Source organism: Streptomyces sp. NPDC051243, assembly GCF_044455405.1.
Classification (GTDB): domain Bacteria; phylum Actinomycetota; class Actinomycetes; order Streptomycetales; family Streptomycetaceae; genus Streptomyces.
Window position 1 is genome coordinate 116,222 of record NZ_JBITES010000006.1, and the last position, 12,391, is coordinate 128,612.

14 protein-coding genes are annotated in these 12,391 nt (G+C 71.1%); 12 read left to right on the top strand and 2 right to left on the bottom strand.

The window, feature by feature from the left end; all coding sequences use genetic code 11:
• Positions 1-132 precede the first annotated feature (132 nt).
• The gene (locus ACIBAG_RS16775) at positions 133-1,710 is read right to left on the bottom strand and encodes an oxidoreductase (protein WP_399105627.1); all 1,578 of its coding nucleotides are present in this window, start codon (positions 1,708-1,710) and stop codon (positions 133-135) included.
• A gap of 182 nt (positions 1,711-1,892) precedes the next feature.
• Between ACIBAG_RS16775 and hisD the strand changes: the two genes are divergently transcribed.
• From hisD to ACIBAG_RS16825, 10 genes are all read left to right on the top strand, one after another.
• Positions 1,893-3,218, top strand: a complete 1,326-nt coding sequence (gene hisD / locus ACIBAG_RS16780) for a histidinol dehydrogenase (RefSeq protein ID WP_399105629.1) — start codon at positions 1,893-1,895, stop codon at positions 3,216-3,218.
• Complete coding sequence (locus ACIBAG_RS16785; protein ID WP_399105631.1) at positions 3,215-4,321, top strand: histidinol-phosphate transaminase; 1,107 nt, start codon at positions 3,215-3,217, stop codon at positions 4,319-4,321. Before hisD ends, ACIBAG_RS16785 begins: the two co-directional genes overlap by 4 nt.
• On the top strand, positions 4,318-4,911 hold the full coding sequence (hisB, locus tag ACIBAG_RS16790) for an imidazoleglycerol-phosphate dehydratase HisB (protein WP_015661105.1): 594 nt from the start codon (positions 4,318-4,320) through the stop codon (positions 4,909-4,911). Before ACIBAG_RS16785 ends, hisB begins: the two co-directional genes overlap by 4 nt.
• A 4-nt stretch (positions 4,912-4,915) precedes the next feature.
• A complete protein-coding gene (locus ACIBAG_RS16795) occupies positions 4,916-5,080 on the top strand; it encodes a hypothetical protein (protein WP_194047265.1) in 165 nt (54 codons plus the stop codon).
• A complete protein-coding gene (gene hisH / locus ACIBAG_RS16800; protein WP_399105634.1) occupies positions 5,077-5,718 on the top strand; it encodes an imidazole glycerol phosphate synthase subunit HisH in 642 nt (213 codons plus the stop codon). The genes ACIBAG_RS16795 and hisH overlap by 4 nt, the downstream gene beginning before the upstream one ends.
• A gap of 4 nt (positions 5,719-5,722) precedes the next feature.
• A complete protein-coding gene (gene priA / locus ACIBAG_RS16805) occupies positions 5,723-6,448 on the top strand; it encodes a bifunctional 1-(5-phosphoribosyl)-5-((5-phosphoribosylamino)methylideneamino)imidazole-4-carboxamide isomerase/phosphoribosylanthranilate isomerase PriA (RefSeq protein ID WP_390681660.1) in 726 nt (241 codons plus the stop codon).
• On the top strand, positions 6,445-6,837 hold the full coding sequence (locus tag ACIBAG_RS16810) for a RidA family protein (RefSeq protein WP_399105636.1): 393 nt from the start codon (positions 6,445-6,447) through the stop codon (positions 6,835-6,837). Before priA ends, ACIBAG_RS16810 begins: the two co-directional genes overlap by 4 nt.
• 76 nt (positions 6,838-6,913) lie before the next feature.
• Complete coding sequence (gene hisF / locus ACIBAG_RS16815; RefSeq protein ID WP_399105638.1) at positions 6,914-7,669, top strand: imidazole glycerol phosphate synthase subunit HisF; 756 nt, start codon at positions 6,914-6,916, stop codon at positions 7,667-7,669.
• Positions 7,670-7,793: 124 nt separating this feature from the next.
• Entirely contained in the window at positions 7,794-8,384 is a 591-nt protein-coding gene (locus ACIBAG_RS16820) for an ArsR/SmtB family transcription factor (protein ID WP_399105640.1), read from the top strand.
• A 10-nt stretch (positions 8,385-8,394) separates the two neighbouring features.
• Positions 8,395-9,645, top strand: a complete 1,251-nt coding sequence (locus ACIBAG_RS16825) for an MFS transporter (RefSeq protein ID WP_399105642.1) — start codon at positions 8,395-8,397, stop codon at positions 9,643-9,645.
• Between the two features lie 39 nt (positions 9,646-9,684).
• On the opposite strand, the gene ACIBAG_RS16830 is transcribed toward ACIBAG_RS16825, so the two are convergent.
• Positions 9,685-10,320: a TIGR03085 family metal-binding protein gene (locus ACIBAG_RS16830; protein ID WP_399105644.1), complete on the bottom strand. Its 636-nt coding sequence runs from the start codon at positions 10,318-10,320 to the stop codon at positions 9,685-9,687.
• Positions 10,321-10,485: 165 nt separating this feature from the next.
• On the opposite strand from ACIBAG_RS16830, the gene hisI reads away from it, so the two are divergent.
• Together hisI and ACIBAG_RS16840 are read left to right on the top strand one after the other, a co-directional pair.
• Positions 10,486-10,884 (top strand): phosphoribosyl-AMP cyclohydrolase, encoded by a 399-nt coding sequence (gene hisI / locus ACIBAG_RS16835; RefSeq protein WP_399105646.1) that lies wholly within the window; start codon positions 10,486-10,488, stop codon positions 10,882-10,884.
• 11 nt (positions 10,885-10,895) lie between these two features.
• The gene (locus ACIBAG_RS16840; protein WP_399105648.1) at positions 10,896-12,383 is read left to right on the top strand and encodes an anthranilate synthase component I; all 1,488 of its coding nucleotides are present in this window, start codon (positions 10,896-10,898) and stop codon (positions 12,381-12,383) included.
• The last annotated feature ends 8 nt before the right edge of the window (positions 12,384-12,391 follow it).

Genomic DNA, 12,391 nt, shown 5'->3' on the forward strand with positions numbered 1-12,391 from the left:
GAGGGAACGGGCAACCCGTGGAAAGTTGTACGCGGATGGGTCAAGAACCGGTAAAGGTCAATGGTTCAACAACTGTCGGACATGGTCACGTTGTTTTCAGAAACCCCACTGACCTCACAGAACCCACCAGTTTCAGCTCCGCCGCAGCAACCGCGTCGCCCCCGCCGCCACCGTCGTCGCCAGGATCCAGCCCAGCAGGATCATCGCGGCCGCCAGCCACTGCCAGGCGCCGCTGAGCTGCCAGAACCCGACCTGGCCCAGGTCGATCACCGGCAGCAGCAGGTCGAGGGCGAACAGGGCCGGGCTCCAGTCCGGGTGCTCGCCACCCTTGAGCGGCGGCGGGTCGGCATAGGTGAAGGCCACCGAACTCGCCGCCCACAGCACCGCCATCCAGACGGCCGCCCGGCCCGGCCGATAGCCGTAGGCGACCATCCAGTCCTGCGCGTACCCCACGAGCTTGGCCGCGGGCGGCAGCGTCTCGCGGCGCCGGCGCTGCTTGGCGAGCAGCACCTCGCGCGCGTCCTCGTCCTCCCCGCCGTTGCGCAGTACGGTGGCCAGCAACTCGTACGGCTCCGGGTTGTACTCGGCGGTCGCCGCCGCCACCCACTCCAGCCGCCGCTCCAGCGGGAACGGGCCGCGCGGCACGAGGTTCTCGTAGGTGAAGCCGCCCATGTGCAGCAGACCCGGGCCCGGCCAGGCGTCCGCCCGGTCCATCAGGTTGACGACCCGCGCCCCCGACAGCACCACACCGCCGCGCTCCGGCCGCTCCCCGAGGAAGCGCAGCTCAGGCGTCTGGATGCGGCGCAGTGACAGTTCCTGCTTGTCGGTGAAGGTGAAGCGGGCCCGCTCCAGGTCGACGGCGTCCCCGAACCGCCCGTCGTCCAGGCGCACCCCGCCCTGGCACGCGAACCGCTGGATGCGCGTCCCGCGCGCGGGCGTACGGCCGCTCAGCAGCGGGCTGCCGACGCCCGCCGGGGTCAGATAGAGGGTGCGCCCGACGGTCAGCTGGGGCGCGTTCAGGGCGAGCCGCGTGTACGGATTGACCAGCCGCGCGCCCCGCAGGCTCAGCGACACGCCGATGGTGGCGCCGCGCAGACTCAGCTCGCCGTGCGACTCCAGCATCTCGGCCTGCAGGTCCTGGCCGACGCTGATGCCGTCCGCGGCGATCGAGCGGCCGCTGCGGTCGCGGTAGGCGATGGCCTGGTTGAGCAGCAGATCCGTGCCGATCTGCGCGTCGGTAAGCCGGATGCCGTTGTGGAAGCGGCAGCGCGGCAGATGCAGGTCGCCCTCGGTGTGCACCCGGGCGGCCTCCAGGCGCGGCACCTGGCAGTCCACCAGCCGTACGGTCGTGAAGTGGGCCTCCGGCAGCCGGATCTCCTGGTCGAAGCGGCAGCCGCGCATCTCGACGTACGGCACCACGGTGCCGCCCGCGAGGTCCATGGTGCCGCTGATCCGCACCCCGACCAGCTTCAGGGAGGACACCCGGCCGGCGAGGGCGGGCGGGCCGTCCAGCAGCAGCCAGCAGACGATCCGTGCGCGCACCGTGCGCTCCGCGCCCCAGGGATGCCCGCCGTGCGGATCGTCGACGACCGTGTCGCCGCTGCTCAGGTCGTACACGGTGCCATTGCGGAAGGACTGCCACATGCCTATCTCGGCGGCGGTCAGATCGTCCGGCGGGTCTCCGTCGCGGATGCCGGCCCCCTCTGTCACGGTGCTTCCGTCCCCCTCATCTACTCGTGGGTTTAGTACAACTGTTCATTCCCGCTGGGCGACACCCCGACCCCCCCACACCCCCCTGATCTTCCGAGTTCCCGCGCCCATCTGCGGCCGATCTGTATCAGCCATTGATACGCGCGAACGACGCCGGACCCGGGTCTGAGACAATTGAGTCCGTGATCTCCCGAATCGATCTGCGCGGCGACGCCCTTCCCGAGGGCCCCGCCCTGCGCGACCTGCTGCCCCGAGCCGACTTCGACGTTCAGGCCGCCCTGGAGAAGGTGCGTCCGATCTGCGAGGCCGTGCATCATCGTGGCGACGCGGCGCTGATCGACTTCGCCGAGAAGTTCGACGGGGTCAGGCTCGACCAGGTGCGGGTGCCCGCCGAGGCGCTCACGCGCGCGCTGGCGGAGCTCGACCCGGCCGTGCGCGCGGCCCTGGAGGAGTCCATCCGCCGCGCCCGTCTCGTCCACCGCGAGCAGCGCCGTACGACGCACACCACGCAGGTCGTGCCCGGCGGCTCGGTCACCGAGAAGTGGGTACCGGTCGAGCGGGTCGGGCTGTACGCGCCCGGCGGGCGGGCCGTCTACCCGTCCTCCGTGATCATGAACGTCGTCCCGGCCCAGGAGGCCGGCGTCGAGTCCCTCGCTCTCGCCTCCCCGGCGCAGGCCGACTTCGGCGGCCTGCCGCACCCGACGATCCTCGCCGCGTGCGCGCTGCTCGGCGTCGACGAGGTGTACGCGGCCGGCGGTGCGACGGCCGTCGCGATGTTCGCGTACGGCACCGAGTCCTGCCCGCCCGCCCCGATGGTCACCGGCCCCGGCAACATCTGGGTCGCCGCCGCCAAGCGCTACTTCACCGGCAAGATCGGCATCGACGCCGAGGCCGGCCCGACCGAGATCGCGATCCTCGCGGACGACACGGCCGACCCGGTGCACGTCGCCTCCGACCTGATCAGCCAGGCCGAGCACGACCCGCTCGCCGCCGCCGTCCTCGTCACCGACTCCGTGGAGCTCGCGGACGCGGTGGAGAAGGAGCTGGAACCGCAGGTCGCGGCCACCAGGCACATCGAGGACCGGATCGTCCCGGCCCTCAAGGGCAAGCAGTCCGCGATCGTCCTCGTCGACGGCATCGACGAGGGCCTGCGGGTCGTCGACGCGTACGGCGCCGAGCACCTGGAGATCCAGACGGCCGACGCGGCCGCCGTGGCCGACCGGGTGAAGAACGCCGGCGCGATCTTCATCGGCCCCTGGGCGCCGGTCTCGCTCGGCGACTACGCGGCGGGCTCCAACCACGTGCTCCCGACGGGCGGTTGCGCCTGCCACTCCTCCGGGCTGTCCGTCCAGTCCTTCCTGCGCGGCATCCACATCGTCGACTACACGAAGGACGCGCTGGCCGAGGTCGCGCACCACGTGGTCACGCTGGCGGAGGCGGAGGACCTGCCGGCGCACGGCGCGGCGATCAAGGCGAGGTTCGGCTGGAAGGTACCCGAGAGCAAGTGACCGGCATCGAAGATCTGCCCGTACGGGACGAGCTGCGCGGCAAGTCCCCCTATGGCGCGCCCCAGCTGGACGTCCCCGTACGGCTGAACACCAACGAGAACCCCTACCCGCTGCCCGAACCCCTGGTCGAGCGGATCACCGAGCGCGTCCGCGAGGCGGCCCGGAACCTCAACCGCTACCCGGACCGGGACGCGGTCGAGCTGCGCACCCAGCTCGCCAAGTACCTGACGGACACGTCCGGTCACCAGGTCGGGCTCGCCAATGTGTGGGCGGCGAACGGCTCCAACGAGGTCATCCAGCAGCTGCTGCAGACCTTCGGCGGACCCGGCCGTACCGCGATCGGCTTCGAGCCGTCGTACTCGATGCACGGCCTGATCTCGCGCGGCACCGGCACGGGCTGGATCTCCGGTCCGCGCAACGAGGACTTCACCATCGACCTCGCCGCAGCCGAGAAGGCGATCGCCGAGCACAAGCCGGACGTCGTCTTCATCACCACCCCCAACAACCCCACGGGCAACGCGGTCCCTCCCGAGACCGTCCTCGCGCTCTACGAGGCCGCGCAGGCGGCGAAGCCGTCGATGGTCGTGGTCGACGAGGCGTACATCGAGTTCAGCCACGGCGACTCGCTGCTGCCGCTGCTCGAAGGTCGGCCGAATCTCGTCGTCTCCCGGACGATGTCGAAGGCCTTCGGCGCGGCCGGCCTGCGCCTCGGCTACCTCGCCGCGCACCCGGCGGTGGTCGACGCCGTCCAGCTCGTACGACTGCCGTACCACCTGTCGGCCGTCACCCAGGCGACCGCGCTGGCCGCCCTCGAACACACCGACACGCTGCTCAAGTACGTCGAGCAGCTGAAGGCGGAGCGGGACCGGCTGGTGAGCGAGCTGCTCGCCATCGGCTACGAAGTCACCGCCTCGGACGCCAACTTCGTGCAGTTCGGACGGTTCGACGACGCGCATGCCGTCTGGCAGCAGATCCTCGACCGGGGCGTCCTGGTCCGGGACAACGGCGTGCCGGGCTGGCTGCGGGTGACCGCCGGAACCCCCGAAGAGAACGACGCGTTCCTCGACGCGGTCCGTGAGTTGAAGAAGGAGCAGAGCACATGAACCGCGTTGGACGCGTGGAACGGGTCACCAAGGAGACCTCGGTCCTCGTCGAGATCGATCTCGACGGGTCCGGGAAGGTCGATGTGTCGACCGGCGTCGGCTTCTACGACCACATGCTCGACCAGCTCGGCCGGCACGGTCTGTTCGACCTCACCGTCAAGACCGAGGGCGACCTGCACATCGACTCCCACCACACCATCGAGGACACCGCCCTCGCCCTGGGCGCCGCCTTCAAGCAGGCGCTCGGCGACAAGGTGGGGATCTACCGGTTCGGCAACTGCACGGTTCCGCTGGACGAGTCCCTCGCCCAGGTGACGGTCGACCTGTCCGGCCGCCCCTACCTCGTGCACACCGAGCCCGAGAACATGGCGCCGATGATCGGCGAGTACGACACGACCATGACCCGGCACATCCTGGAGTCCTTCGTCGCGCAGGCCCAGATCGCGCTGCACGTGCACGTGCCGTACGGGCGCAACGCCCACCACATCGTGGAGTGCCAGTTCAAGGCGCTGGCCCGGGCCCTGCGGTACGCCTCCGAGCGCGACCCGCGCGCGGCCGGCATCCTGCCCTCCACGAAGGGTGCGCTGTAAAGCCATGAACGGTCTGTCGACCCTGCTGATCGTCGTCGGCCTCTTCCTGGTCGGCGGCATCTACTCCTTCGTCAAGCAGCAGATGCCGAAGAGCCTCATCGTGCTGCTCTCGATAGGCGCCGCGATGTGTCTCACCGCAGGCGTCCTGAGGCTGGAGGTGTGGAATTGACCAACCCCAAGACGGTCGTGGTCTTCGATTACGGCTTCGGCAACGTCCGCTCCGCCGAACGCGCCCTCGCGCGCGCGGGAGCCGATGTCGAGATCACCCGTGACTTCGACAAGGCCATGAACGCCGACGGCCTGCTGGTGCCGGGCGTCGGCGCCTTCGCCGCCTGCATGCAGGGGCTGACCGAGGCCCGCGGCGACTGGATCATCGACCGCCGGCTGTCCGGCGGACGTCCCGTGATGGGCATCTGCGTCGGCATGCAGATCCTGTTCGCGCGCGGCATCGAGCACGGCGTCGAGACCGAGGGCCTCGGCGAGTGGCCGGGCTCGGTCGAGCCGTTGCAGGCCGACATCGTGCCCCACATGGGCTGGAACACGCTGGACGTGGCGGCCGGATCGGAGCTGTTCGCCGGCCTGGACGCGGACGCCCGCTTCTACTTCGTGCACTCCTACGCCGTCCACGACTGGGCCCTGGAGACGCACAACCCGCACATGACCGCTCCCAAGGTCACCTGGTCCACGCACGGCAAGCCCTTCGTGGCCGCCGTGGAGAACGGCGCCCTGTGGGCCACCCAGTTCCACCCCGAGAAGTCCGGCGACGCCGGAGCGCAGCTGCTCACCAACTGGATCGGAACCCTGTAGAGACATGGCCAAGCTCGAACTCCTCCCCGCCGTCGACGTCCGCGACGGCCAGGCCGTCCGCCTCGTGCACGGCGAGTCCGGCACCGAGACGTCCTACGGCTCCCCGCTGGAGGCGGCCCTCGCCTGGCAGCGTTCCGGCGCCGAGTGGCTGCACCTGGTCGACCTGGACGCCGCGTTCGGCACCGGTGACAACCGCGAGCTGATCGCCGAGGTCACCAAGGCGATGGACATCAAGGTGGAGCTGTCCGGCGGCATCCGCGACGACGCCTCGCTGGCCGCCGCCCTCGCGACGGGCTGCACCCGCGTGAACCTCGGCACGGCCGCCCTGGAGACCCCCGAGTGGGTCGCCAAGGTCATCGCCGAGCACGGCGACAAGATCGCGGTCGGTCTCGACGTACGCGGCACGACCCTGCGCGGCCGCGGCTGGACCCGCGACGGCGGCGACCTGTACGAGACGCTGGAGCGCCTCAACAAGGAGGGCTGCGCGCGTTACGTCGTCACGGACATCGCCAAGGACGGCACCCTCCAGGGCCCGAACCTGGAGCTGCTGAAGAACGTCTGCGCGGCGACGGACCGCCCGGTCGTCGCCTCCGGCGGCGTCTCGTCCCTGGACGACCTGCGGGCCATTGCGGAGCTGGTGCCCCTCGGTGTCGAGGGCTCCATCGTCGGGAAGGCCCTGTACGCGAAGGCGTTCACCCTCGAAGAAGCCCTGGAGGCTGTGTCGTCATGACGTCCGATGCCGTGCGGCGCGTGCAGAGCGGAAGTCCCTGGGAGGAGTCCTTCGGTTTCGCACGTGCCGTCGCGGCGGGCGACCGCGTCCTGGTGGCGGGCACCTCGTCCTTCAAGGGGCCGGTGCTGCACGGGGAGGGCGACCCGTACGAGCAGGCCAAGGTGGCCTTCACCAGCGCGGTCGAGGCGCTCGGGGAGTTCGGTCTCGGCGTCGGGTCCGTGATCCGTACGCGGATGTACCTGACGCATCTGCGGGACGTGGACGAGGTGGGCCGGGCCCACAAGGAGATCTTCGACGCGGTGCGGCCGGTCTCGACGCTGCTGGTGGTGGAGGGCTTCGTCGACCCGCGCATCCTGGTCGAAGTGGAAATAGAAGCCTTCAGAGGTTAGAAGCCTTCAGAGGCCAGAAGCCTGTGGAGGTCAGAAACCTTCAGAGGCTGGAAGCAACCAGAGGAGCCGTGGATTCATGACCCTGGCGGTCCGAGTCATCCCCTGCCTGGACGTGGACAACGGCCGGGTCGTCAAGGGCGTCAACTTCCAGAACCTGCGCGACGCGGGCGATCCCGTCGAGATGGCCAAGGTGTACGACGCCGAGGGCGCCGACGAGCTGACGTTCCTGGACATCACCGCCTCGTCGGGCAACCGCGAGACGACGTACGACGTGGTGCGCCGCACCGCCGAGCAGGTGTTCATCCCGCTCACGGTCGGCGGCGGCGTGCGGACCGCCGAGGACGTGGACCGGCTGCTGCGCGCGGGCGCCGACAAGGTGGGCGTCAACACCGCCGCCATCGCCCGCCCCGACCTGATCCGCGAGATCGCCGAGCGGTTCGGGCGGCAGGTGCTGGTGCTGTCGGTGGATGCGCGGCGTACCGAGTCGGGCTCGTTCGAGGTCACCACCCACGGCGGCCGCAAGGGCACCGGCATCGACGCCGTCGAGTGGGCGCACCGGGCCGCCGAGCTGGGCGCGGGCGAGATCCTGCTCAACTCGATGGACGCGGACGGCACCAAGGACGGCTACGACCTGGAGATGATCCGGGCGGTGCGCAAGCACGTGACGGTACCGGTGATCGCCTCCGGCGGCGCCGGCAAGCTCGCCGACTTCCCGCCGGCTGTCGGGGCGGGGGCGGACGCGGTGCTGGCGGCGTCGGTCTTCCACTTCGGCGACCTGCGGATCGGCGAGGTCAAGCAGTCCCTGCGGGAAGCGGGCCACCCGGTGCGGTGACGCTCCGCTCGGCTTGAGCCCCGGCCGCCCGAACGGGCCGCCGGGGCTTCTTCGTGAGGAGACAGGAAAGGAAAGTTGCGCAAAATCTATTGTGCAATTTTCCTTTCGCATCTACGGTCGAGGCATGGCAGGCACGGAGAAGAACCGCCGGATCACGGACGTGGGCACGCTCAAGGCGCTCGCCCACCCGCTGCGGATGAAGCTCTACCGCGGACTCACCATCGCCCGCGTCGCGACCGCGTCCCAGCTCGCCGAGCAGGTCGACGAGGCCGTCTCGCTGGTCAGCTACCACCTGCGCAAGCTCGCCGAGCACGGGCTCATCGAGGAGGCCGAGCCGCGCAGCGCGGACGGCCGGGAGCGCTGGTGGCAGCCCGCCTCGGACGGCGTGAGCATCCGGGACGAGGACTTCCGGGACGCGCCGGAGAAGGCCGCCGCGCACACCGCCGCCAGCCGGCTCTTCTTCGAGCAGCGGGCCGACATGTACCGCCGCTTCCTCGACGAGCGGACCCACTGGGGCGAGGAGTGGAACTCCGCCGCCGAGTCCTCCGAGTCGACGCTGCGGCTGACGGCGGGCGAACTGGCCGAGCTGACCGCCGAGTTGCTCACCCTCGTCCGCCGGTACGACGAGCGCGGCCGGGCCGCCGACGCCGCGGGCGACAGCGAGGGCCGCGAGAACGTCGCGGTGCACACGTACGCCTTCCCGTTCCGGACCTGAGAGGACCGACGTGCCCGCGACCCGGACCGGTACGGCGCCCACCGCCCCGACGGAGCGCCCCGCCCACCGTGACCCCAACGTGCTGCGCTGGCTCGGCGCGTACGCCTCGTCGGCCATCGGCGACAACGTCTACTACCTCGCCCTGTCCTGGACCGCCGTCCAGGCCGGTACGCCCGCCCAGGCCGGTCTGGTCACGGCGCTCAGCGCGGTGCCGCGGGCCGTGCTCATGCTGGGCGGGGGAGTGATCGCCGACCGGTTCGGCCCGCGGAAGGTGCTGATCAGCAGCGACGCCGTGCGTTGCGCGGCGGTCCTGGCGGTCGCCGGGCTGCTCCTCGTGGGCCGCCCGGGCCTGTGGCCGCTGGCCGCGCTGGCGCTGCTCTTCGGGGCCGTCGACGCCCTCATGATGCCGGCCCTCGGCGCCCTGCCGACCCGCATCACCGGGCGCGGACAGCTCGCCCGGGTGCACGGCATGCGGGGACTCGCCGTCCGGCTGGCCAACGTCGTCGGCGCCCCGCTCGGCGGACTCGGCATCGCCCTCGGGGGCACCGCCGGGGCGTTCGCTCTGGCCGGGCTGCTGTTCGCGGCCTCGCTGCCGCTCCTCGTCGCCCTACGGGTGGGAAAGCAGCCCGCGGACGACACACGCGCGCTTGCCGGCGCCTGGCGCGACCTGACCGGCGGCCTGCGCTACATACGCGGCCACCGCGTCCTGCGCCCGCTGATCGTCGTCATCGCGCTCAGCGACCTCGGTTTCGTCGGCCCGCTCAACGTGGGCCTGACCCTGCTCGCGGACGAACGCGGCTGGGGAGCGGGCGGCGTCGGATGGGTGCTCGCCGGGTTCGGCACGGGCGCGGGTGCGGCCTCGCTGCTGCTCACCGCCCGTGGGCGCCTCCCACGCGCGGGGCTCGTGCTGTCCGTGTCCGGCGTGGTCAGCGCGGTCGCGATCGGCTCCCTGGCCTTCATGCCGCAACTCGCGGTCGCCGTCGCCGTGGCCCTGTCCATCGGCCTGATCTCGGGGCTGAACGGTGTCCTGTGCGGGGCGCTCCTGCAGGCCGAGTCCGACCGGGCCTACGTCGGCCGGGTCACCGCCGTGTCCACGTTCTTCAGCCTCGGCATCGCCCCGCTCACCTTCCCCGTGACCGGCGCCGCGATCGGCCTGTGGGGCACCGGCCCGGTCTTCGTCGCCAGCGCGGTCGTCTGCGGGCTCGCCGGGGTGGTCGGCCTGTGCGCCCGGGACCTGCGCCGGGCGGAACTGCCCCGCTGACGGCCTCGCGCGCGGGGGCCCTCAGATACCCAGCTGCCCTCAGATGCCAAGCTGCTTCGTCTCGTGCAGCTTGGCGATCGCGTCCTTGTCGCCGTCCAGCTCCACCTTGGCGGCGCTCTGCCGGCCGTAGGCGAACAGCAGCAGCTCCGAAGGCTCGCCGGTGACCGTGACGACCGGCGTGCCCTTGTGGGCGACCGCCGTCTGGCCGTTGGGGCGGCGCAGCACCAGGCCGGTGGGGGCGCTGCGGCCCACCAGCCGGGCGGAGCGCTCGAAACGGGACCAGAGGGCGTCCTGGAAGACCGGGTCGAGTTCGCGCGGCGTCCAGTCCGGCTGGGCGCGGCGGACGTCCTCGGTGTGGACGTAGAACTCGATCGTGTTCGACGCCTCGTCGATCTGCTTGAGCTGGAAGGGCGAGAAGCGCGGCGGGCCGGTGCGGATGAGCTGGATCAGCTCCTCGTACGGCTTAGCCGCGAACTCCTCCATCGCCTTGTCCAGGCGGGACCCGAGCTGCTTGATCAGCAGGCCGGCGGCGGCATCGGGGCGGCGCTCGCGCACCACGACGTGCGCGGCGAGATCACGGGTCTGCCAGCCCTCGCAGAGGGTGGGGGCCTCGGGGCCCTCGGCCTCCAAGAGGTCGGCGAGGAGAAGTCGTTCACGCTGGGCGAAGGTCGACATGCAGAAAGCCTACGACTGCCCGTCAGGTCCGCCCACCCGTCACCCGACCACCACCCCCCGACGAGACTCCCCAGAGCCGAAAGCCTGGGGCCCCCGTCGCGCCGCCTCTCCCAATCAGTGGACACCGGACCGTCACTGTCAGTGGCAGGCGGCACAATGGCAGGCATGACCACCAGTACGCCCCGTCAGCCCAGCCGGCTGGACCCCGAGATCGCCGCGCGCCTCAAGCACAGCGCGGACGGACTCCTGCCCGCCATCGCCCAGCAGTACGACACCGGAGAGGTGCTGATGCTCGGCTGGATGGACGACGAGGCGCTGCATCGCACGCTCACCACGGGCCGCTGCACCTACTGGTCGCGCAGCCGGCAGGAGTACTGGGTCAAGGGCGACACCTCCGGCCACTTCCAGTGGGTGAAGTCCGTCGCTCTGGACTGCGACGCCGACACCGTGCTCGTCAGGGTCGATCAGGTCGGCGCGGCCTGCCACACGGGCGCGCGCACCTGCTTCGACGAGGATGTGCTGCTCAAGGACGCCGATTCCGGCGTACCGGCAGCCGATCAGTAAGGTCAGCCGCCATGGACCTCGAGACGTTCCGCAAGCTGGCCTCCGACCGCCGCGTCATTCCGGTCACCCGCAAGCTCCTCGCCGACGGTGACACCCCGGTCGCGCTCTACCGCAAGCTCGCCGCCGAGCGCCCCGGCACCTTCCTGCTGGAGTCCGCGGAGAACGGACGGTCCTGGTCCCGCTACTCGTTCGTGGGCGTACGCTCCGCGGCGACCCTCACCGAGCGGGACGGGCAGGCCCACTGGCTCGGCGCCCCGCCCGTCGGCGTCCCCGTCGAGGGCGACCCGCTGGCCGCCCTGCGCGCCACCATCGAGGCCCTGCACACCCCGCGCGACCTCGCCCACGACCTGGGCCTGCCGCCCTTCACCGGCGGCATGGTCGGCTACCTCGGCTACGACATCGTGCGCCGCCTGGAGAAGATCGGCCCCGGCGAGCGGGACGACCTGAAGCTGCCCGAGCTGACCATGCTGCTCACCAGTGACCTAGCCGTCATGGACCACTGGGAGGGCTCCGTCCTGCTGATCGCCAACGCGATCAACCACAACGACCTCGACACCGGCGTCGACGAGGCCTACGCCGACGCGGTCGCCCGACTGGACGCCATGGAGGCCGACCTTTCCCGCGCGGTGGCCCAGCCCGCGGCCGTGCTCCCGCCCTCGGAGCTGCCCGAGTACACGGCTCTGTGGGGCGGCGAGGACTTCCAGGAGGCGGTCGAGGACATCAAGGAGCGCATCCGGGCCGGGGAGGCCTTCCAGGTGGTCCCCTCCCAGCGCTTCGAAACGCCGTGCACGGCAAGCGCGTTGGACGTCTACCGGGTCCTGCGGGCGACCAACCCCTCGCCGTACATGTACCTGTTCCGCTTCGACGGCTTCGACGTCGTCGGCTCCTCGCCGGAAGCGCTGGTGAAGGTCGAGGACGGGCAGGCGATGGTCCACCCCATCGCGGGCACCAGGTGGCGCGGGGCCACCCCGCAGGAGGACCAGGCCCTCGCCGACGAACTGCTCGCCGACCCCAAGGAGCGTGCCGAGCACCTCATGCTCGTCGACCTGGGCCGCAACGACCTGGGACGGGTCTGCGAGCCGGGCTCGGTCGAGGTCGTCGACTTCATGTCCATCGAGCGCTACTCGCACGTGATGCACATCGTCTCGACGGTGACCGGACGGGTCGCCGAGGGCCGTACGGCCTTCGACGTCCTCACCGCCTGCTTCCCCGCCGGCACGCTCTCCGGCGCCCCCAAGCCCCGCGCGATGCAGATCATCGACGAACTCGAGCCGTCCCGGCGGGGGTTGTACGGCGGCTGCGTCGGCTACCTCGACTTCGCGGGCGACTCCGACACCGCCATCGCCATCCGTACGGCCCTGCTGCGGGACGGCACGGCGTACGTCCAGGCGGGCGCGGGCATCGTCGCCGACTCGGACCCGGTCGCCGAGGACACCGAGTGCCGGAACAAGGCGGCGGCGGTACTGCGCGCGGTGCACACGGCGAACCGGCTCAAGTGAACGCGGGT